The sequence below is a fragment of the Burkholderia glumae LMG 2196 = ATCC 33617 genome, assembly GCF_000960995.1.
In the GTDB taxonomy this organism is placed as follows: domain Bacteria; phylum Pseudomonadota; class Gammaproteobacteria; order Burkholderiales; family Burkholderiaceae; genus Burkholderia; species Burkholderia glumae.
Genome location: NZ_CP009435.1, coordinates 1,577,575 through 1,598,523, shown reverse-complemented (window position 1 = coordinate 1,598,523; position 20,949 = coordinate 1,577,575). Strand labels below are relative to the sequence as shown.

Here is a 20,949-nt window from a genome sequence, read left to right as displayed (position 1 = left end):
CGCTCACAGCGGCGGCGGCGGCAGCGGCGCGCGCGGCGCGACGCCCGGCGCCACGTCGCTCGGCCCCGGCGTCAGCGTGCGCACGATCGACAGCCGGCGCGTGAGCTGATCGACCGCGTCGTTCTGCATGTCGGCGTAGAGGATGTCGGACTCCTGCGCCTTCGCCTGGACGAACTGCGCGTTGTAGGTCATCGCGCGGTTCAGCGAAATCACGCTCGGCGCGATCAGCAGCGCGCCGTCCCTGCTCGTCAGCGTGTAGTTGAGCGAGTAGTTGAGCTGGTACTCCTCGACCGTGCCGAACTGGTCGAGCGTCAGCGTGCTCGTGCCGCGCGACTCGCCCACCCGCAGCACCGCGTCGGCCTGGTCGAGCGTCGTGACGATCCGGGTGTCGCTGCCGCCCTCGACCAGGCGCTTCAGGCGCGCCTCGACGAACGGCGGCGCGCCCACGATCAGCAGATGCTTGAACGCGTAGTTCTGCGTGCCGCGCAACTGAAAACCGCATGCGGACAGCAGCAGCGCGCTGCCCATCACCATTACGAACGATCTGCGGATCACCTTGGCTCCTTGCTGGTTCTACTGCGCGTCAGACCACGACATTGACGAGACGGCCCGGCACGACGATCACCTTCTTCGCCGGCTTGCCCTCGCCGAACTTCGCGAAACTCTCGTCGGCGAGCGCCGCGGCCTCGATCACGTCGCGGCCCGCGTCCTTCGCCACCTTGATCGCGCCGCGCACCTTGCCGTTGATCTGCAGCACGAGTTCGATCTCGGCCTGTTCGAGCGCGGCCTCGTCGACCTTCGGCCAGGGCGCGTCGAGCAGCGTGCCGAATTCATCGGCGTAGCCGAGCGCCTGCCAGAGCGCGAAGGTGATGTGCGGCACCACCGGATACAGCACGCGCAGCAGGATCCCGTAGGTCTCGCGCAGCACGCCGGCCGGCGCGGCCTTGGCCGCCTCGATCGCGTTGAGCATCTTCATCGCGGCCGACACGACGGTGTTGTACTGCAGCCGCTGGTAGTCGAAATCGGCCTGGCGCAGCACGCCGTGGATCTCGCGGCGCAGCGCCCTGGCACCCTCGTCGAGCTGGGCGGCGTCGAACCCGGCGCGCACGGCGAGCGCCTCGCGGTGCGCCGCGCCGAACGCCCAGACCCGGCGCAGGAAGCGGCTCGCGCCCTCGACGCCGGCGCCGGACCATTCGAGCTGCTGCTCGGGCGGCGCGGCGAACATCGTGAACAGGCGCGCCGTGTCGGCGCCGTGCTGGTCGATCAACACCTGCGGATCGACGCCGTTGTTCTTCGACTTCGACATCTTCTCGATACCGCCCAGCACCACCGGCTGGCCGTCGGCATTGTGCACGGCGCCGACCGGGCGGCCCTTGTCGTCGTGCGTGACGGTCACGTCGGCCGGGTTGAACCAGGTCTTCTTGCCGGTCGCGTCCTCGCGGTAGAACGTCTCGTTGAGCACCATGCCCTGGGTGAGCAGGTTCTTGGCCGGCTCGCCGAACTTCACGAGGCCGAGGTCGCGCATCACCTTGGTCCAGAAACGCGAATAGAGCAGGTGCAGGATCGCGTGCTCGATGCCGCCGATGTACTGGTCCATCGGCATCCAGTGGTCGGTGCGCGCATCCACCATGGTGGCGGCGTCGGGCGCGGTGTAGCGCGAGAAATACCACGACGAATCGACGAAGGTGTCCATCGTGTCGGTTTCGCGCTTCGCAGCGGCGCCGCACTTCGGACAGGTGCAGTTCACGAACGCCTCGGACTTGGCCAGCGGATTGCCCGAGCCGTCCGGCACGAGATCCTCGGGCAGCACCACCGGCAGATCCGCCTCGGGCACCGGCACGTCGCCGCACGACGGGCAATGGATGATCGGGATCGGCGTGCCCCAGTAGCGCTGGCGCGACACGCCCCAGTCGCGCAGGCGCCAGGTGACCTGCTTGTCGCCGAAGCCGCCCGCGGCCAGGTCGGCCGCGACCGCGTCGACCGCGGCCTCGTGGCCGAGGCCGTCGTACTTGCCGCTGTTGACGCAGACGCCCTTCGTCTTGTCGCCGTACCACTCCTGCCACGCGTCGGTGGAATAGGTCTCGCCCTCGGCCGCGATCACCTGCTTGATCGGCAGGCCGTACTTGGCGGCGAACGCGAAATCGCGCTCGTCGTGGGCCGGCACGCCCATCACGGCGCCTTCGCCATAGCTCATCAGCACGTAGTTGCCGATCCACACCGGCACGGGCTCGCCCGTCAGCGGGTGCTTGACCGAGAAGCCCGTGGCCATGCCCTTCTTCTCCATGGTCGCCATGTCGGCCTCGGCCACGCCGCCCTGCTTGCATTCGTCGATGAACGCGAGCAGTTCGGGCCGGCCTTCGGCGAGCCGCGTGGCGAGCGGATGCTCGGCCGCGACCACGCAGAACGTCACGCCCATGATGGTGTCGGCGCGCGTCGTGAACACGCGCAGCAGCTTCTGCTCGCCGTCGAGTTCATAGGGGAAGCCGAAGTTCACGCCGAAGCTCTTGCCGATCCAGTTCTGCTGCATGACCTTGACGCGCTCGGGCCAGCCGAGGCCCTCGAGGTCGTCGAGCAGCTCGTCGGCATACTGCGTGATGCGCAGGTAGTACATCGGGATCTCGCGCTTCTCGACCACGGCGCCCGAGCGCCAGCCACGCCCGTCGATCACCTGCTCGTTGGCCAGTACGGTCTGGTCGACCGGGTCCCAGTTCACGGTGCCCGTCTTCTTGTAGGCGATGCCCTTTTCCAGCATCTTCAGGAACAGCCACTGGTTCCACTTGTAGTAGTCCGGATTGCAGGTGGCGATCTCGCGCGACCAGTCGATCGCGAGACCCATCGCCTGCATCTGCCTCTTCATGTAGGCGATGTTGTCGTAGGTCCACTTCGCGGGCGGCACGCCGTTGGCCATCGCGGCGTTCTCGGCCGGCATCCCGAACGCGTCCCAACCCATCGGCATCAGCGTGTTGTAGCCGTTCATCCGCAGATAGCGGTACATCACGTCGTTGATCGTGTAGTTGCGCACGTGACCCATGTGCAGCTTGCCGGACGGATACGGCAGCATCGATACGCAATAGAACTTCGGCTTTTGCGAATCTTCCTTCGTCAGGTAGGCATCGGCATCGCGCCAGTCGCGCTGGGCGGCGGCTTCGACGTCGGCGGGTACGTATCGTTCTTGCATGGTGTGGTTCGGCTAGGCTGTCGGCACCGGCGCGGCGCGCGCGGGCTGGAGTGGATCGAAGGTCGCACTCCCCGGATCGCGGGGAAAGGGTCGATTATACCGTCCGCTCAGGCGCGTCAGGCCATCGCGCGCGGCATGCGGCGGCCGGGCGGCTCGGGCGGCAATCGCGGCGCCGGACGGCAAACGCCGGCCACAGGCGCGGCCGGATGCGGGCGGGCACGGCGCGCGAGCCGGGCGGCGCCCGGCCGGCTCAGCGGCCAGGCGCGAGCGGCGCCGCCCTCGCCGGCCCGGGCGGCGCGCCGCCCGGGTCCGGCTCGGTCACGAAACCGATGCGCGTCAGCCCGGCCGCCTGCGCGGCGCTCATCACGCGCGCGATCGTGTCGTAGCGCGCCGCGGCGGCGGCACGCACGTGCAGCTCGGGCGTGCCGCCGCGCGCGACCGCGGCGCGAAACCGGCCGGCCAGCGCCGCCTCGCCGATGGGCGCGGCGCCCCAGAACAGCCGGCCGTCGGCGTCGATCGACAGCGTGATCGTGTCGGGCCGCTCGCGCGCGGGCGCCGCGGCGGCCTTCGGCAGGTCGAGCCGGATCGCGTGCGTGAGCAGCGGTGCGGTGATGATGAAGATCACCAGCAGCACCAGCATCACGTCGATCAGCGGCGTCATGTTGATCTCGGCCATCGGCGCGGCCGGTTCGCGAGGATCGAGTCCGCCGAATGCCACGGTGCGCCCTCAGGCCCGCGCGTCGCGCTCGGGCGCGCCGCCGGCGAATGCGTGCAGGTCGCGCGCGAACCCGTCGAGATCCTCGACGAGCTGCCGCACCAGGCGGCCGAGCATGTTGTAGGCGAGCACCGCCGGAATCGCGACCACCAGCCCGAACGCGGTCATGATCAGCGCCTCGCCGACCGGGCCGGCCACGCTGCCGATCTGCGCCTGACCGCTCGCGGCGATGCTGCCGAGCGCGTGGTAGATGCCCCAGACCGTGCCGAGCAGTCCGACGAACGGCGCCGTGCTGGCGATCGAGGCGAGCAGCACGAGGCCGAACTCGAGCCGCCGCTGCGAGCCGCGCATGGCCTCGCGCACCGCCCGCAGCACGCGTTCGCCGGGCGCAACGCGCGCGCCCAGCAGCGCCGCGCCGGCGGCGGCCTCCCGCGCCGCCGCGTCTGCGGCGGCCGCGAGCGGCACGAACACGCGCTCGCGGTCGGCGGCGCGCAGCGCGGCGAGCCCCGCGTCGAACGAGCCGGCCCGCCAGAACGCGGCGATCGCGCCGGCGCTCGCACGCCTCGCGCGCACCAGCGTCCACGCCTTGAGCAGCAGGCAGCACCAGCTCGCCACCGACATCGCCAGCAGCAGGTACGCGACGGCATGCGTGACGGCATCGCCGCTCGCGAGATAGTGGATGACGCCGGTATCGGTGGCCATGCGCGGCTCCGGATCGATCGGCCGGCCTGCTCAGCGCAGGCCGAGCACGTCCTGCATGTCGAACAGGCCGCTCGGCTTGTCGGCGAGGAAGCGCACCGCGCGCATCGAGCCCTGCGCGTAGGACACGCGGCTCGACGACTTGTGGGTGATCTCGATGCGCTCGCCGATGCCGGCGAACAGCACGGTGTGGTCGCCGACGATGTCGCCGCCGCGAATCGCCGTGAAGCCGATCGTCGAGGGATCGCGCGGCCCCGTCTCGCCATGGCGGTCATAGACGGCGCAGTCGGCGAGCTGGCGGCCGAGCGAGGCGGCCACGGTCTCGCCCATCATCAGCGCGGTGCCGGACGGCGCATCGACCTTGTGGCGATGGTGCGCCTCGATGATCTCGATGTCGTAGCCCTGCGCGAACTGCTTCGCCGCGAACTCGAGCAGCTTGAGCGTGACGTTCACGCCCACGCTCATGTTCGCCGAGAACACCATGCCGATCCGCGCGGCCGCCGCGCGCAGCCGCGCCTTCTGCGGCTCGGAGAAACCGGTGGTGCCGATCACCAGCTTCACGCCATGGCGCTGGGCGGCGTCGAGATAGCCGAGCGTGGTGTCGGGGCGGGTGAAATCGATCAGGTAGTCGGCATCGGCGAACACGCGCTCGACGTCGTCGGTGACGATCACGCCGGTCGGCTTGCCGAGGAATGCCCCGGCGTCCTGGCCGAGATGCGCGGAGCCGGGGCGGCCGAGTGCGCCCGCGAGCGTCGCGTCGGGATCGTTGAGCACCGCTTCGATCAGCATCCGGCCCATACGGCCCGACGCTCCGGCAATGGCAATCTTCATGGTCGTGTTCGCGTAGGTGAACGAAGAAGGGGACGGGATTCGGAAAACGAACCGGGCGGCCGAAGCCGCCCGTTGGCTACTGCCCGCGCGTCAGTTCGAGTTCGGCGGCGCCGAGATGTCGGCGGGCGGCGCGGTCAGCGGCTGATTCGGCAGCACGTCGGTGCCCCGCGGGCCGACGGGCGGCGCCGCGTCGCTCGGCGCCGACGGCTGCGGCGGACGCTGGAACTGGAACTGCGGCTGGATCGCCGGGCTCGCGCCGGGCGGCATGCCGCCCGGCGTCGGGGCGGACGGCGCGCTCTGCGCCGACGGCTTGAAGCGATGCTGGGCGCCCTGGCCCGGAACCTGCGCGGTCGCGCGGTTCGCCGCGCGCGCGGCCTCGGTGTTGGCGGCGCTCTGGCCGCCCGCCGCCGGCGCCGCCGCGCTCGAGGCGCTCGAGGCGCCCGCAGCCGGGCTGGCCGCCATGTCGGGCGGGAGGCTCGGGGCCGGCGCGGCAGCAGCCGGGGCCGGCGCGGCGGCGGCTGCCGCGGAAGCGGCCGACGCCGCAGCGGCCTGCTCGGCGGCCGCTTTCGCTGCCGCCTTGGCGGCGCGCTTGCCGCGGCGGTCGCCGTCGATGTCGGCGAGCAGGTCGAGCTCGGTCGGCAGATTTTCCGCGCCGCTCCAGCTCGCGAGGCGATCGTTCTGGAAATGCAGCACGAGATCGCGCTGCTGGACCACCGAGGTCGAGCCGCGCTTGAAATAGAACAGATAGTCCCAGCGATCGGCGTGGAACATATCGGTGAGCAGCGGCGTGCCGAGCAGCGTGCGAACCTGGTCGCGCGTCATGCCGACTTGCAGCTGTGCAGCTTTTTCCTGGGAAACGAAATTGCCCTGGACGACCGTGATGCGGTACGGCGTAATGCTCTGCGCGATTCGTTGCGTGACGCTGTCATATGACGAACAGCCTGCCAGCGTGACGACGGCGACAGCGACGGCAGCAGTGATGGCACTCCGCATGCGGGTCCTCTGAAGTTGCGAACGGATACAGGAAACTTGTCCTTCATCGGATCGAACCGTCGGACAGGCCGCACGACTCGGCTCACTGATGACTGACAGGGCGAAAAGCCGGTACTATTGGAACCCTGCATTGTACTCTAGGGACGCCTAGCCATGACCAATCCGACCGAGCTGAAGAATATCGGGCTCAAGGCCACCCTACCTCGCCTCAAGATTCTGGAAATCTTCCAGCAAAGCGAAGTCCGGCACCTGACGGCCGAAGACGTCTATCGCAATCTGCTGCACGAGCAACTCGACATCGGACTGGCCACGGTCTATCGCGTGCTGACGCAGTTCGAGCAGGCGGGCCTGCTCACGCGCAGCAACTTCGAATCGGGCAAGGCCGTGTTCGAGCTCAACGAAGGCTCGCACCACGATCACCTGGTCTGCCTCGACTGCGGCCGCGTCGAGGAATTCTTCGACGCCGAGATCGAGAACCGCCAGCAGGCGATCGCGAAGACGCGCGGCTTCAAGCTGCAGGAGCATTCGCTCGCGATGTACGGCTCGTGCACCACCGAGGACTGCCCGCACCGCAAGCACTGACGGCTGCCTGCACGGCACGGCCGCGCAGCGATTCGGCCCGGCGGGCGCCAGCCCGGCCGGGCCGAATCGTTTTCGGGCGCGCCGCCGCCGAATCGCACGGCATCGCACGCTGCCAGGCGCCGTGGCGAAGCTCGCGCCGATCTTTCGCTTTCCTGACGGGTCGGCGCGCCGCGCCCGCCTTCAGCGGGCAATCCTCACACGATTGCCGCCGCGCGCTCAGGCCGCGGCGGGGCTGGCCGGGGCCAGCAGCAGACGCGGCAGGTCGAGCGCGATCTCGTCGCAATTCGGCTCGCCGTTGCCGCCGCGGTCGATCACGACGAAATCGCTGACGCGGTCGAGCGCGAGCAGCGGATGGTGCCAGACCCCCTTCGCGTAGTTGACGCCCTGCCAGCCCTGGGCCAGAAACGCGCGCAGCCGCCGCGCGTCGAACTCGCCGGCCGGCGCCACCACGATCGCGTAGCGCCCCTGCGTCGCGAGCGGCACGAACGCCTGGCTGCCGAGCGGATGGCGTTCCATCATCGCGATCTCGATCGGCCAGTCGCGCGGCTGGCCGCGGAACAGGCTGACGAGCGGGCGCCCGCCCGCGGTGCCGACGTCGATCGTGGCAAGATCGTGAAAGCGCTCGGTGGTGCCGCCGTTGATCGGGAAATGGCGCGCGCCCGCCAATTCGATCACGTCGCCGAACGGCGCGAACGCGGCGCGCGTGAGCGGTTCGAGCCGCAGCGGAACGGCGGAGCGCGAATCGTTCATCGTCATGCTCCGGCCGTCATGCCGGCTCGCCCCACAGCCGCAGCCGCGATACGCCGCCGTCCGGAAAGATGTTGAAGCGCACGTGCGTGACGATGCCGGATGCCGCGCCGCCGGGCTCGAACACGTGCACGCTGTCCATCGACAGCGCCTGCTCGCCGAGCAGTTCCGGCCAGAACATCGCCTGCGTGACCAGCGATCCGTCGGTGCCGCCCGTCACGCGCGCGGCCTGCAGCGAGCAGCGGTCCGGGTAGTTGCCCTTGAAGTGCGCCGTGTCGACCTCGATGCGGCGGATGATGCCCGGCCGCGCCAGCGCGACGATTGCCCAGTCGTTGCCGGGCTCGCGCCGGCGCCGCGTCTCCCAGCCGTCGCCCATGTTCAGGCCGCGGCCCGGCATCAGCAGCCGCGAGGCCGCGCCGAAGTGCTCGTTGTTGGCGGCCACCAGATACGCGCCGTTCTCGGTCGCGGCCAGATCGACGAGCTCGCCCGCCGGCACGCGCGACCAGTCGCGCTGCGGCTGGCCGTACACGCGCAGCCGCGCGAGCCCGCCGTCGGGATAGAGGTTCACGCGCAGGTGCGTGACGACGCGCGCCTCGCGCACCTCGACGTAGTGATGGCGGTTGCCCTGCAGCGTGGCGGCCGCCACCAGCGGCTGCCAGTCGGCGTCGTCGGGCGGCAGCTCGCCCTCGGCGCGGCAGGCGTCGATCGACGCGGCAGGCGGGAAATTGCCGGTGAAGTGGCTGGTATCGAGATCGACGCCATGCACGACTGCGGGGCGCGCCAGCTTGACGATGCACCAGTCGTGCCCCGCCGTGCGCTTGCGGCGCGTCTCCCAGCCGTCCATCCACTTGCCGTGGTCGTCGTACTTGCCGGGGATGAACACCGCCGGTTCCGGGTCGAGCATGCGCTCCTTCGGCGCGAAGAATTCGTCGCTCGCGGCCAGCGCGCGGGCGCCGAGGCGCGGGTCGGCGAGATTCGGATAGCGCCGCGTGAACGCGGGGGCGTCGGGGTCGAGGATCGGTGCTGCCATGGTCGGGCTCCTGCCGTTAAGCGGTAATCGAAAGTCGGCCGATCCGCACGCGCGGCCTGCCGCGCGCGGGACCGGGATCAGGTCGCGGGCGCTGGCCTCAGAGCGCCGGGGCCGGCTCTTCCGGGGCCAATTCGCCGGCCGGCGCGTCGCCGGACGGCACGTAGCGCAGCTCGCGGTTCAGCACGCGGCGCGCGCGGGCCGCGTCGATGTCGTGCTCCCACACCGCCACCACCACCGTCGCGACGCAGTTGCCGAGCAGGTTCGTCACGGCGCGCGCGATGCCGACGAACCAGTCCACCGGCAGGATCAGCACGAGGCCGAGCACCGGCAGCGCCGGGATCGCCGAGAGCGTCGCGGCGAGGATCACGATCGCCGAGCCGGGAATGCCGTGCGCGCCCTTCGAGGTGACCAGCGAGACCAGCAGCACCACGATCAGATCGTGCGCCGACAGCGGCGTGTTGGTGGCCTGCGCGATGAACAGCACGGCGAGCGTCAGGTAGATCGAGAAGCCGTCGAGGTTGAACGAGTAGCCGGTCGGGATCACCAGCCCGACCGTCGAATCCTTGACGCCCATCCATTCGAGCTTGCGCATCACCTGCGGCAGCACGGCGTCCGACGAGGCGGTGCCGAGCACGATCATCAGTTCCTCGCGCAGATAGCGGATCAGCTTGAACACGCTGAAGCCGGCGAGCCGCATCACCGCGCCGAGCACCACCACCACGAACAGCAAGCAGGCCAGATAGAACACCGCCACCAGCAGGCCCATCTGCTCGAGCGAGGCCACGCCGTACTTGCCGGTGGTGTACGCGATCGCGCCGAGCACGCCGAGCGGCGCGAGCCGGACGATGAAGCCCATCACGCGGAAGCAGACCTGCGCGAACTCGTCGATGAGGCCGCTGAGCGCGCGCGCGCGCTCGCCGAGCATCGACAGCGCCACGCCGAACGGCACCGCGAACACGAGGATCTGCAGGATGTCGCCCTTGGCGAACGCGTCGAACGCGGTGTCGGGAATGATCTTCAGCAGATAGCCGGCGGTGTCCTTCAGGCTCTGCGCATGCTTCGCGTAGTCGGCGAGCGAGGCCGGATCGAGCGCGCCCACATCCACGTTCATGCCGGCGCCGGGGCGCGTGAGCTCCGCGAGCACGAGGCCGATCGCGAGCGCGAACGTGGTCATCAGCTCGAAGTAGATCACCGCCCGCAGGCCGACGCGCCCGACCTTGCGCAGATCGCCGGCGTTCGCGATGCCGCTCACCACCACGCAGAACACGATCGGCCCGATCACCATCTTGATCAGCTTCAGGAAGCCGTCGCCAAGCGGCCGCAGCGATTGCGCGGCATGCGGAAACGCCGCACCGAGCGCAATCCCGATCACGAGCGCGATCATCACGCGCCCGAACAACGAGTTCAGAAACTTCGCCATCCGATCCTCCGTACTGCGGGTACCGCGGTTTGCCGAGAGATGCTCACTGTTCCGACTGGTCATACCAGTAAGCGGATGCCGGAGTGTAGGAGGCCGATATAGTCGCGTCAATCGTATCAAAAACAGGGATTACCCGATTGCCACAGCGGGCCGGGCACTGCCGCTGCGGGGCAGGCCGCCGGATTACAATGCCGGTCTGACCGCCCCTTGCCGCCATGAAGAACCTTCCCCACACCGTCACCGACGCGGCCATCGCCACGATCCAGGCTCGGATCGAAACCGGCGTCTACCCCGTCGGCAGCCTGTTGCCCGCCCAACGCCAGTTGTCGGAAGAACTCGATATCAGCCGCGCCTCGCTGCGCGAGGCGCTCTCGACGCTCGAGGCGCTCGGCATGCTGACGATCCGGCCCGGCAAGGGCGTCTACGTCGAGCGCGCGCAGGCGGGCGCCGATCATCCGTGGCGCTTCGCCGAACGCTCGTCACCGCCCGACACCTACCAGATGCGCTACGCACTGGAAGGCTTCACCGCGCGCATGGCCGCGCTCGCCGTCAGCGACGTCGATCTGGCCTGGTTCGAGGAGAATCTGGCCGCGCTGCACGTGGCGCTCGTCGACAACGCGCTGGACGACGCGTCGCAGCTCGATTTCGAGTTCCACATGCGTATCGTCGGGCTGGCCGGCAATGCGGCGATCGAGTCGATCCTGCGCAACAGCGCGGACATCATGAAGGAAAGCCAGCGCATGCCGTTCTACCGGCGCGAGCTGATGCTCTCGACGTTCCACGAGCACCGCGTGATTCTCGACGCGCTGATCGCACGCGACCCGGCTGCCGCGGGCCGCGCGATCGAGACGCATATCCGGGGCGCGGCCCAGCGCGCCGGCGTGTTCTTCCCGACGCCGCCCGGTTGAGCCTGGCACGGCCGCCGGCAGCATCCACCGCCAGGGCGCCTCGGTCCGCTTGCTTGCGGCTCCGCCATGCCCGGCCCCGAAAAGACACGGCCCGGCGCCGCGCACGAGGCGCGACGCCGGGCCGTGAGTTCGCCGGCAAGCCGGTGCCGGAACTGCCGGCACCGCCCGCGGCGCGTGTTACTTCGCGTTCGCGAACGCGACTGCCGTGTCGAGCATGCGGTTCGAGAAGCCCCATTCGTTGTCGTACCAGCTCGACACCTTGACGAGACGGCCCGACACCTTCGTCAGCGTCGAATCGAACGACGACGAGGCCGGATTGTGGTTGAAGTCGATCGACACGAGCGGCTGGTCGTTATAGGCGAGGATGCCCTTCAGCGAGCCTTCCGACGCTTCCTTCATGATCGCGTTGACTTCCTCGACCGTCGTGTCGCGCTTGGCGATGAACGACAGGTCGACGATCGACACGTTGATGGTGGGCACGCGGATCGCATAGCCGTCGAGCTTGCCGTTCAGTTCCGGCAGCACCAGGCCGACGGCCGCCGCCGCGCCCGTCTTGGTCGGAATCTGGCTGTGCGTGGCCGAGCGCGCGCGGCGCAGGTCCTCGTGATAGACGTCGGTCAGCACCTGGTCGTTCGTGTAGGCGTGGACCGTCGTCATCAGGCCGGTCTCGAGGCCGATCTTGTCGTGCAGCGGCTTGACGAGCGGCGCGAGGCAGTTGGTCGTGCACGAGGCGTTCGAGATCACGGTGTGCTCGGCCTTCAGCACCTGGTGGTTGACGCCGTAGACGATCGTCGCGTCGACGTCCTTGCCGCCCGGGGCCGAGATGATCACCTTCTTCGCGCCGCCCTTCAGGTGCGCGCTGGCCTTTTCCTTGGTGGTGAAGAAGCCCGTGCACTCGAACACCACGTCGACGCCGAGCTCGCCCCACGGCAGTTCGGCCGGGTTGCGGTTGGCCAGCACGCGGATGCGGTCGCCGTTGACGATCAGGTAGTCGCCGTCCACCGACACTTCGCCCGGGAACTTGCCGTGCGCGGTGTCGTACTGCGTCAGGTGCGCGTTGGTCTTCGCATCGCCGAGGTCGTTGATCGCGACGATCTCGATATCGTGCTTCTTGCCGTTTTCATAGAAAGCGCGCAGCGTATTGCGGCCAATGCGGCCGTAACCGTTGATTGCAACGCGAATCGTCATGATTAATCTCCTGATGGCTGAAAAAAAACGGATCGCCGGCTTCACGACGGCGCCGGCCCGCCGGCGAGGCGCAGCCGGCGCGCTGGCTCACGCTCAGGCGAGCACGCGCTTCGCCGTCTCGACCACGTTCTCGATGGTGAAGCCGAAATACTTGAAGAGTACGCCGGCCGGAGCCGATTCGCCGAACGAATCGATCCCGATCACGCCGCCCTCGAGGCCGACGTACTTGCGCCAGAAGTCGGTCACGCCCGCCTCGATGGCGACGCGGCGCACGCCGGCCGGCAGCACGCGCTCACGGTACTCGGCGTCCTGACGATCGAACACGGTGGTGGCCGGCATCGACACGACGCGCGCGGCGATGCCCTGCTGCGCGAGCGGCTCGACGGCCTTCATCGCCAGCTCGACCTCGGAGCCCGTCGCGATCAGGATGATCTTGCGGGCGACGACTTCCTCGTCCCAGTCGCGCAGCACGTAGCCGCCCTTGGCGACGTTCGCCAGCTGCGCGTCGCTGCGCGCGTTGAACGCCAGGTTCTGGCGGCTGAAGATCAGGCACGACGGACGTTGCGCGGCAACGGCCTCGGTCCAGGCCACGGCCGTCTCGACCGTGTCGGCCGGGCGCCAGACATCGAGGTGCGGAATCAGCCGCAGGCTCGAAACGTGCTCGATGGACTGGTGCGTCGGACCGTCCTCGCCGAGGCCGATCGAGTCGTGCGTAAACACGAACAGCGAGGGCGCCTTCATCAGCGCGGCCACGCGCAACGCGTTGCGGCTGTAGTCCGAGAACGTCAGGAAGGTGCCGCCGAAAGGCTTGTAGCCGCCATGAAGCACGATACCGTTGATCGCGGCGCTCATGCCGAATTCGCGCACGCCGTAATTGATATGGTTTCCCCACTGAATGCCTTTCTCGCCCGCGCGAACCGGCTTCGACGCCTTCCAGTTCGTCAGGTTCGAGCCGGTCAGGTCGGCCGAGCCGCCGATCAGCTCGGGCAGCGCGGCGGCGAGGCCCTCGATGGTCTGCTGCGAAGCCTTGCGCGTGGCCACCGTCTCGCCGCGCTCGTTCGCGCCGGCCACGATCGCGGCGGCCTTCTGCGCCCAGTCGGCCGGCAGCTTGCCCGCCATGCGGCGCACGAACTCGTCGGCCTCGGCCGGGAACTTCGCGCGGTAGGCCTCGAACACGGCGTTCCAGTCGCTTTCGCGCTTCGCGCCGGCCGCCTTGCCGTCCCACGCCGCATAGACTTCCTGCGGGATCACGAACGGCTCCCAGTTCCAGCCGAGCGCCGCGCGCGTCTTGGCGATCTCCTCGGCGCCGAGCGCCGCGCCGTGCACGTCGTGGCCGCCGGCCTTGGTCGCCGCGCCCTTGCCGATCACGGTCTTGCAGCAGATCAGCGTCGGCTTGTCCGACAGCTTCGCCTTCGCGATCGCCGCGTCGACGGCGTCGACGTCATGGCCGTCCACGCCCGGAATCACGTTCCAGCCGTAGGCTTCGAAACGCTTCGGGGTGTCGTCGTGGAACCAGTTGACCACGTCGCCGTCGATCGAGATGCCGTTGTCGTCGTAGAGCGCGATCAGCTTGTTCAGCTTCAGCGTGCCGGCGAACGAGCACGCCTCGTGCGAGATGCCTTCCATCAGGCAGCCGTCGCCGAGGAACACGTAGGTGTGGTGATCGACGATCGTCGCGCCGTCCTTGTTGAACTCGGCGGCGAGCAGCGCCTCGGCGAGCGCCATGCCGACCGCATTCGCGAGACCCTGGCCGAGCGGGCCGGTGGTGGTCTCGACGCCGGCCGTGATGCCGTATTCCGGGTGGCCCGGCGTCTTCGAGTGCAACTGGCGGAAGTTCTTCAGCTCCTCGATCGGCAGGTCATAGCCGGTCAGGTGCAGCAGCGAGTACAGCAGCATCGAGCCATGGCCGTTCGACAGCACGAAGCGGTCGCGATCGGCCCAGTGCGGGTTCGCCGGGTTGTGCTTCAGATGGCGCGACCACAGGGCCACGCCGATCTCGGCCATGCCCATCGGCATGCCAGGGTGGCCGGAGTTGGCTTGCTGGACGGCATCCATCGCGAGGGCGCGAATCGCATTGGCCATCAGGGAGGTGCTGGCGGTAGACGAGGTCGTCATGTCGAGTCCGGAGAACGAGTCGAGAAAACGGGGCACGGCTGGTCCGGAAGCTCGCGGGCCGACCGCTCCCGGCGCGCGATGCGGCGCCATGGGGACGCGAAGCGGACGAGCAATCAGACGGCAGGCAGCAAAGCCGGACATTTTAACAGATGCCCCGGCTAGCGCCCCGGCGAAAAAGGCTTGGGAAGCGGCTCGCGGCAGCCCGCGCGCACCGGCCGGCGGTGCGTCGCGCATCGATGCCGCGCCGCCGCATCTTCTCATGCTGCGCCGCGTCGCGGCGCAAACGTTATGAAGCGCCATGCCGCCTGCGCCCGCCGCATCGGCCGGGCCCGGCCGCCGGCATCGCCCAGCGCCTTCTATAATTCGGGGCAGCCCCGCCCTCGCCCGCCAACCCGCCGCCCGCCTGCCCGCCGCCGTGAACACCACGCTCTGCTTCCAGCCCTGCCCCGACGCGATCTACGGCTTTCCGAACGCCAGCCGCCTCGCCGCGTTCGCCTCGCCTTACCAGCGCATCGAGGTCTGGGACACGCCGCTGCTCGGCCGCCTGTTTACGCTCGACGGCCGGCCGATGACCTCGGTCGGCGACGAGGCCGTCTACCACGAGTGCATGACGCATCCGGCTGCGCTCGCGCATCCGCGGCCGCGCCGCGCGCTGGTGCTAGGCGGCGGCGACGGCGGCGCCGCGCGCCAGCTGCTGAAGCATCCGTCGATCGAACGCATCGTGATCGCCGAACTCGATGCCGCGGTGGTCGAGATGGCGCGGCGCCACCTCGAGGCCGTGCATCGCGGCGCCTTCGATGATCCGCGTGTCGAGCTCGTGATCGGCGACGCGGCGGATTACGTCGACCACACGCCGCTGCGCTTCGATCTGGTCGTGTTCGACCTCACGCCGCCCGATTCGCCGGCCGCCGGCCTCTACACGCGCGCGTTCCTCGCCCGGCTCAAGCGGCGCCTCACGCCCTGCGCGGCGCTCTCGATGCATCTGGGCGCGCCGGCCTTCCACGCGCCGCGCATCGCCGGGCTCGTCGCCGAACTGCGCGCCTCGTTCGCCGTGGTCGCGCCGCTCGCCGCGCCGGTGCCGCTCTACGGCGGCGAATGGCTGATGGCGGTGGCGAGCGACACGCTCGATGCGGGCGCGCTGTTCGCGCACGATATCGAGCAACGGCTCGCCGCGCGCGGCATCGCCGATCTGCGGTTCTACGACGCCGGACTCCATCCGGCGCTGTTCACCCTGCGCCGCGCGCTGCGCGATACACTCGGCATGCGCCACTGACGCTGACGCGGCGCCCCGTCCCACCATCCCGCAGGAGATCGTTCAATGACCGGTCCGCGTCCGGCCGACGTGCCTTGGTTGACGCCTTATCTGACCGTCCGCAGCGCGGCTGCCTCGATAGCGTTTTACGGCAGCGCGTTCGGGTTCGAGAAGCGCGAGCTGATCGACGAAGACGGCGCGCTGATGCACGTCGAAATGTCCTATCACGGCCAGTTGATCCTGATGTTCGCGCCCGAGGGCGCGTTCGGCTCCACCGCGCGCACGCCGCGCAGCGCCGGCCTGACGGCGCCGCAGTCGTTCTATCTGTACGTCGACGACGTCGACGCGGTCTACCGGCGCGCGCTCGAGGCAGGCGCGAAATCGCTGAGCGAGCCGCGCGATCAGTTCTGGGGGGACCGTTTCGCACAGGTCGAGGATCTCGACGGCTACCGCTGGGCGCTGGCGCGGCGCATCGAGCAATGAGCGGCAGCACTTCCGCGATCCCGCGCTTCTTCGTCGATCGCCCGCTGCAGGCCGACAGCGAGGTGATGCTGCCCGCCGAGGTCGCCCGCCACGTGCAGGTGCTGCGCCTCGAACCGGGCGATCCGCTGACGCTGTTCGACGGCACGGGCGGCCAGTACCGCGCCGAGCTCGTCGAGCTCGGCAAGCGCAACGCCGTGGCCCGCACCGTCGGCTTCGACGCGCGCGAACTCGAGACGCCGTACCGCGTCACGCTTGCCCAGGGCATCGCCGGCGGCGACAAGATGGACTGGCTGATCGAGAAGGCCGTCGAGCTCGGCGTCACGGCGCTCGCGCCGCTTTCGACCGCGCGCGGCGTGGTGCGCTTGTCCGGCGAGCGCGCGGACAAGCGCGTCGCCCATTGGCAAGGCGTGGTGCGCGCCGCCTGCGAGCAGTGCGGCCGCAACCGCGTGCCGGCGGTCGCGCCGATCGCGGAGCTTTCGGCCTGGCTCGACGCCCTGCCGCCCGCGGCCGACGCCGAGCTGCGGCTGATGCTCTCGCCGCGCGCGAGCATCGCGTTCGCGGCGCTGCCGGCCACGGCGCCCGCCGGCACGGTCACGCTGCTGATCGGCCCGGAAGGCGGGCTGTCGCCGGCCGAGGAGGACGCGGCGCGCAAGCACGGCTTCCAGGCAATCGTGCTCGGCGCGCGCGTGCTGCGCACCGAGACGGCCGGCATGGCCATGCTGGCGGCACTGGCCGCGCGCTGGGGCGGATGGGAATGAGGCGGTGACGCGCGACGCCGAAGGCGCAGGCCAAAAGGAAAAGGCCCGCTCGCGAGCGGGCCTTGCCGGTGCCGGCCGATGACGGGAAACAGCGGCAAAACGAAACCGTCGGTGAAACCGCGAGCGCCCGGGCCGCGGGCCGCCGCGCCTCAGGCGAACGAGTAGAACACGCGGAACGCGATCTTGCGCTCGGCCCAGAACTCGGCGGCCTCGCGAAACACGTCGAGCAGCGTCTCGCGCCCTTCCTTGTCGAACTTCTGCGCGATCGGCAGCGCCTCCAGCACGATCACGAAGCCGGGCTGCTCGCCCGCCTTGTGGATCAGGTCGGTGAGACTGTCATACAGCGCGTCGTAATTCTTTCCGAAATGCTTCGGGAACAGGAACGACGTCGCGATCGTTTCGAGCACTTCCTGCTTCGACTGCGCGGCGCCGCAATACGCGAACAGAAAATGCTGGCCGAGCCGGGCCGCTTCCTCCGCCAGATCATGGACGCGAAACGCGCGAATCGACTGCACGATATTGGGTCGCACGGTCGCGAACAGACTCATAGGCTCCTCGGTCGATGAATCCCCGGGGCAGATCGCCGGCGGCTGCGCAGCGTCGCCGGCCTGGGCGAGCGCGCGCAGGCGCATCACCCGCTGGAACAGGTTGCCGTCTCCGGCCGCGAACAGATCCGCCGCAGCCGACATTTCGTGCGCGTAGGTAGTGTCGCCCATGCCGATCATCCCGAAGTCATTCAACAATACGTTTAAAACTGGCGTAGTGGTCGTCGGTGTAATAACAGTTGTCGACGCGTCGCAGCGGACCGCCGCAGACGATGCGCTTCGCGCCGCGATTGCGCGCGCGCGGCGTCGGCACCGTGTACTCGTGGTAATAGCCGCGCCGCATCTTCGGCAGAATGCGCTCGAAATTGCCGAACACGGCCCCGTCTTTCGGATACGGATAAGGGCCGCCGGCGGCAATCAGGCCAAGCGTCGTCACGGCTTCGCTCGGCAACCGGGAAGTGGGAATGGTGCCGACGGGCGCCATGCTGGAGACGGCTTCCCGAGCGTACGCCAGGGAAATCGCACTGCCTGCCGGCAAGCCAGCGCTACCCAGTGCGACGAGCGCGAAAACAGACGCGAGCGCGCCGTTGCGGAGCCACTTGCGTGCCATGAACCGGGGTTCCCGCTGTTAAATCAACAAGTTGACGACCAGGAAAGGCGTAAGCGTAGCGCTAATGGCGGACGGAATCAATGTTCGCCAGGCAAATGCAAGCCCCGCTTGAGGCTATTTGACACAAATCGCCTGATTTCCTGCCTGCACAAGCACTTTTTATCCCACGCAGGATAAAATTGCCTCGGCAGCATCGGATGGCCGGTTATTTGCCTCCTCGCCATCAGCCGGCGGCCCCGGTGGATGCTGTCGTTCGACCCTTGGGAAGGCTTTGCCATACCCGACGGCGTGCCCTCGACAGGGCACGCCGCTTTTTCCGTCTTTGTTGGCTGTCCCTTTGTTGGCCGTCCTTCCTGCCTTTGCGTGCCCTGCCTTCGTATGTCCTGCCTTTGCGTGCCGGCCGAAGACTTGCCGCCGAAAAAAACGGGGGCATCGTCGGTACGGGTCCGGCAGGCCAGCACCACGCCGGACGCAGCATGAGCCGTCACGACATGGGCCGGCGGCAAGAGCAGGCGGCGCCGCGCTCGCCGCCCACGCTCAGCGCGTCGCGTTCACGTCGGCGACGAGCAGCGCGGCCATGTTGACGATCCGGCGCACCGTGGCCGATTCGGTCAGCACATGCACCGGCCGCGCGGCACCGAGCAGGATCGGGCCGATCGCGATGTTGTTGCCGGCCGCGGTCTTGAGCAGGTTGTAAGCAATGTTGGCGGCATCGATGTTCGGCAGCACCAGCAGGTTCGCCTCGCCCTCGAGCGTCGAATCCGGCAGGATTTCCTTGCGCAGCAGCGGATCGAGCGCGACGTCGCCGTGCATCTCGCCGTCCACCTCGAGACCCGGCGCGCGCTCCTTGAGCAGCGCGAGCGTATCGCGCATCTTCTGCGCGGTCGGCGCGTTGCTGGTGCCGAAGTTCGAATGCGAGAGCAGCGCGACCTTCGGCTCGATGCCGAAGCGGCGCACTTCCTCGGCCGCCATCATGGTGATCTCGGCCAGTTGCTCGGGCGTTGGATCGACGTTGACGTGCGTGTCGACGATGAAGATCTGGCGGCCCGGCAGCACCAGGCCGTTCATCGCGGCGTAGACGCTGCAGCCCTCGCGCTTGCCGATCACCTGGTCGATGAAGTGCAGGTGGCGGTGGGTCGTGCTGATCGTGCCGCAGATCATGCCGTCGGCCTCGCCCTTCTTCACCAGCATCGCGCCGATCAGCGTCGTGCGGCGCCGCATTTCGAGCTTGGCGAGCTGCGGGCCCATGCCCTTGCGCACCATCAGCTGATAATAGGTTTGCCAGAAATCGCGATAGCGCTCGTCGTGCTCGGTATTGACGATCGTGAAATCGACGCCCGGCGCGATGCGCAGGCCGAAGCGCTTGATGCGGTTCTCGATCACGTGCGGGCGGCCGATCAGGATCGGCTTGGCGACGTGCTCGTCGACGAGGATCTGCACCGCGCGCAGCACGCGCTCCTCCTCGCCCTCGGCGAACACCACGCGCTTCTTCTCCAGCGGGGCGCTGCGCGCGGCCTGGAACACCGGCTTCATGGTGTTGCCGCTGTGATAGACGAACTGCTGCAGGTGCTGGACGTAGGCGTCCATGTCCTCGATCGGGCGCGTCGCCACGCCGCCCTCCATCGCGGCCTTCGCGACGGCCGGCGCGATTTTGACGATCAGGCGCGGATCGAACGGCTTCGGGATCAGGTATTCCGGCCCGAACGAGAGATCCTCGATCGCGTAGGCCGTGGCGACGATGTCGCTCTGCTCCTGCTGCGCAAGCTCGGCGATCGCGTTGACGGCGGCGATCTCCATCTCGCGCGTGATCGTGGTCGCGCCCACGTCGAGCGCGCCGCGGAAGATGAACGGGAAGCAGAGGACGTTGTTGACCTGATTCGGATAGTCGGTGCGGCCGGTCGCGAGAATCGCGTCGGGGCGCACCTCGTGCGCGACTTCCGGCAGGATTTCCGGCGTCGGGTTGGCCAGCGCGAGGATCAGCGGGCGCTCGGCCATGCCCTTGACCATCTCCTGCTTCAGCACGCCGGCGGCCGACAGGCCGAGGAAGATGTCGGCGCCCTCGATCACCTCGGCCAGCGTGCGCGCGTCGGTCTCGCGCGCGAACCGCTCCTTGTCCGGGTCCATCAGCTCGGCGCGGCCCCGGTAGACGACGCCGGCCAGGTCCGTGACGAAGATGTTCTCGAGCGGCAGGCCGATGTCGACCAGCAGGTCCAGGCAGGCGAGCGCCGCGGCGCCCGCGCCCGAGGCGACCAGCTTGACCTGCTTGATGTCCTTGCCCACCACCTTGAGGCCGTTGGTGACCGCGGCGGCAACCACGATCGCGGTGCCGTGCTGGTCGTCGTGGAATACCGGGATCTTCATGCGCTTGCGGCATTCGCGCTCGACGATGAAGCAGTCCGGTGCCTTGATGTCCTCGAGGTTGATGCCGCCGAAGGTCGGCTCGAGCGCGGCGATCACCTCCACCAGCTTGTGCGGGTCCGATTCGTTCAGTTCGATGTCGAACACGTCGATGCCGGCGAACTTCTTGAACAGCGCGGCCTTGCCCTCCATCACCGGCTTCGACGCGAGCGGGCCGATGTTGCCGAGGCCCAGCACCGCGGTGCCGTTGGTGACGACGCCGACCAGGTTGCTGCGGGACGTGAAGCGCGCGGCATTGAGCGGATTCTCGACGATCTCCTCGCAGGCGAACGCGACGCCGGGCGAATACGCCAGCGCGAGATCGCGCTGGTTGATCATCTGCTTGGTCGGCTGGACGGCGATTTTGCCCGGGGTCGGGAATTCGTGGTAATCGAGGGCGGCTGCGCGCAAATCGGCTTTCGGGGAGGACTTGGTGGACATGAGTCGAGGGGGCGGGATTAGAATACCTGTTCGGCTCATATTGTAGCGCCAATCCTT

General features: G+C 68.8%; 19 protein-coding genes. 5 read left to right on the top strand and 14 right to left on the bottom strand.

Features of this window, described 5'->3' with window-relative positions; translation table 11 throughout:
* Positions 1 to 3: 3 nt before the first annotated feature.
* From KS03_RS19875 to KS03_RS19850, 6 genes are all read right to left on the bottom strand, one after another.
* On the bottom strand, positions 4 to 555 hold the full coding sequence (locus KS03_RS19875; RefSeq protein WP_012734633.1) for an LPS-assembly lipoprotein LptE: 552 nt from the start codon (positions 553 to 555) through the stop codon (positions 4 to 6).
* Positions 556 to 583: 28 nt separating this feature from the next.
* Positions 584 to 3,178 (bottom strand): leucine--tRNA ligase, encoded by a 2,595-nt coding sequence (gene leuS / locus KS03_RS19870; protein WP_045678881.1) that lies wholly within the window; start codon positions 3,176 to 3,178, stop codon positions 584 to 586.
* Positions 3,179 to 3,428: 250 nt separating this feature from the next.
* Positions 3,429 to 3,896, bottom strand: coding sequence for an ExbD/TolR family protein (locus KS03_RS19865; protein WP_012734631.1), 468 nt, complete (start codon positions 3,894 to 3,896; stop codon positions 3,429 to 3,431).
* Between the two features lie 9 nt (positions 3,897 to 3,905).
* A complete protein-coding gene (locus KS03_RS19860) occupies positions 3,906 to 4,595 on the bottom strand; it encodes a MotA/TolQ/ExbB proton channel family protein (RefSeq protein ID WP_012734630.1) in 690 nt (229 codons plus the stop codon).
* Between the two features lie 30 nt (positions 4,596 to 4,625).
* A complete protein-coding gene (gene dapB / locus KS03_RS19855) occupies positions 4,626 to 5,423 on the bottom strand; it encodes a 4-hydroxy-tetrahydrodipicolinate reductase (protein ID WP_012734629.1) in 798 nt (265 codons plus the stop codon).
* 90 nt (positions 5,424 to 5,513) lie between these two features.
* Entirely contained in the window at positions 5,514 to 6,416 is a 903-nt protein-coding gene (locus KS03_RS19850) for an outer membrane protein assembly factor BamE (protein ID WP_012734628.1), read from the bottom strand.
* A 153-nt stretch (positions 6,417 to 6,569) separates the two neighbouring features.
* On the opposite strand from KS03_RS19850, the gene fur reads away from it, so the two are divergent.
* Positions 6,570 to 6,998: a ferric iron uptake transcriptional regulator gene (gene fur / locus KS03_RS19845; protein WP_012734627.1), complete on the top strand. Its 429-nt coding sequence runs from the start codon at positions 6,570 to 6,572 to the stop codon at positions 6,996 to 6,998.
* 216 nt (positions 6,999 to 7,214) lie between these two features.
* Here the strand turns inward: fur and KS03_RS19840 are convergent, their stop codons facing one another.
* The 3 genes from KS03_RS19840 to KS03_RS19830 all read right to left on the bottom strand — a co-directional run bounded on the left by KS03_RS19840 (position 7,215) and on the right by KS03_RS19830 (position 10,195).
* On the bottom strand, positions 7,215 to 7,748 hold the full coding sequence (locus tag KS03_RS19840) for an ureidoglycolate lyase (RefSeq protein WP_012734626.1): 534 nt from the start codon (positions 7,746 to 7,748) through the stop codon (positions 7,215 to 7,217).
* 16 nt (positions 7,749 to 7,764) lie between these two features.
* The gene (alc, locus tag KS03_RS19835) at positions 7,765 to 8,775 is read right to left on the bottom strand and encodes an allantoicase (protein WP_012734625.1); all 1,011 of its coding nucleotides are present in this window, start codon (positions 8,773 to 8,775) and stop codon (positions 7,765 to 7,767) included.
* Between the two features lie 97 nt (positions 8,776 to 8,872).
* Positions 8,873 to 10,195 (bottom strand): C4-dicarboxylate transporter DctA, encoded by a 1,323-nt coding sequence (locus KS03_RS19830; protein WP_012734624.1) that lies wholly within the window; start codon positions 10,193 to 10,195, stop codon positions 8,873 to 8,875.
* Between the two features lie 215 nt (positions 10,196 to 10,410).
* Here KS03_RS19830 and KS03_RS19825 point away from each other — a divergent pair, with 215 nt between their 5' ends.
* Positions 10,411 to 11,103, top strand: coding sequence for a FadR/GntR family transcriptional regulator (locus KS03_RS19825; RefSeq protein ID WP_012734623.1), 693 nt, complete (start codon positions 10,411 to 10,413; stop codon positions 11,101 to 11,103).
* A gap of 177 nt (positions 11,104 to 11,280) precedes the next feature.
* On the opposite strand, the gene gap is transcribed toward KS03_RS19825, so the two are convergent.
* Complete coding sequence (gene gap, locus KS03_RS19820; RefSeq protein ID WP_012734622.1) at positions 11,281 to 12,291, bottom strand: type I glyceraldehyde-3-phosphate dehydrogenase; 1,011 nt, start codon at positions 12,289 to 12,291, stop codon at positions 11,281 to 11,283.
* Between the two features lie 93 nt (positions 12,292 to 12,384).
* Positions 12,385 to 14,406, bottom strand: a complete 2,022-nt coding sequence (gene tkt, locus KS03_RS19815) for a transketolase (RefSeq protein WP_012734621.1) — start codon at positions 14,404 to 14,406, stop codon at positions 12,385 to 12,387.
* 415 nt (positions 14,407 to 14,821) lie between these two features.
* On the opposite strand from tkt, the gene speE reads away from it, so the two are divergent.
* Genes speE through KS03_RS19800 form a run of 3 tightly spaced genes read left to right on the top strand, consistent with a single transcriptional unit; the run spans position 14,822 to position 16,899 of the window.
* Positions 14,822 to 15,679: a polyamine aminopropyltransferase gene (gene speE, locus KS03_RS19810; RefSeq protein ID WP_012734620.1), complete on the top strand. Its 858-nt coding sequence runs from the start codon at positions 14,822 to 14,824 to the stop codon at positions 15,677 to 15,679.
* Positions 15,680 to 15,724: 45 nt separating this feature from the next.
* Positions 15,725 to 16,141, top strand: coding sequence for a VOC family protein (locus tag KS03_RS19805; protein ID WP_012734619.1), 417 nt, complete (start codon positions 15,725 to 15,727; stop codon positions 16,139 to 16,141).
* Positions 16,138 to 16,899, top strand: a complete 762-nt coding sequence (locus KS03_RS19800; protein WP_012734618.1) for a 16S rRNA (uracil(1498)-N(3))-methyltransferase — start codon at positions 16,138 to 16,140, stop codon at positions 16,897 to 16,899. The genes KS03_RS19805 and KS03_RS19800 overlap by 4 nt, the downstream gene beginning before the upstream one ends.
* Positions 16,900 to 17,048: 149 nt before the next feature.
* Here KS03_RS19800 and KS03_RS19795 read toward each other — a convergent pair whose 3' ends face one another.
* The 3 genes from KS03_RS19795 to KS03_RS19785 all read right to left on the bottom strand — a co-directional run bounded on the left by KS03_RS19795 (position 17,049) and on the right by KS03_RS19785 (position 20,892).
* Positions 17,049 to 17,615: a barstar family protein gene (locus tag KS03_RS19795; protein WP_026051526.1), complete on the bottom strand. Its 567-nt coding sequence runs from the start codon at positions 17,613 to 17,615 to the stop codon at positions 17,049 to 17,051.
* Between the two features lie 16 nt (positions 17,616 to 17,631).
* Positions 17,632 to 18,054: a ribonuclease gene (locus KS03_RS19790; RefSeq protein ID WP_012734616.1), complete on the bottom strand. Its 423-nt coding sequence runs from the start codon at positions 18,052 to 18,054 to the stop codon at positions 17,632 to 17,634.
* Between the two features lie 537 nt (positions 18,055 to 18,591).
* On the bottom strand, positions 18,592 to 20,892 hold the full coding sequence (locus KS03_RS19785) for an NADP-dependent malic enzyme (protein ID WP_012734615.1): 2,301 nt from the start codon (positions 20,890 to 20,892) through the stop codon (positions 18,592 to 18,594).
* Positions 20,893 to 20,949 lie beyond the last annotated feature (57 nt).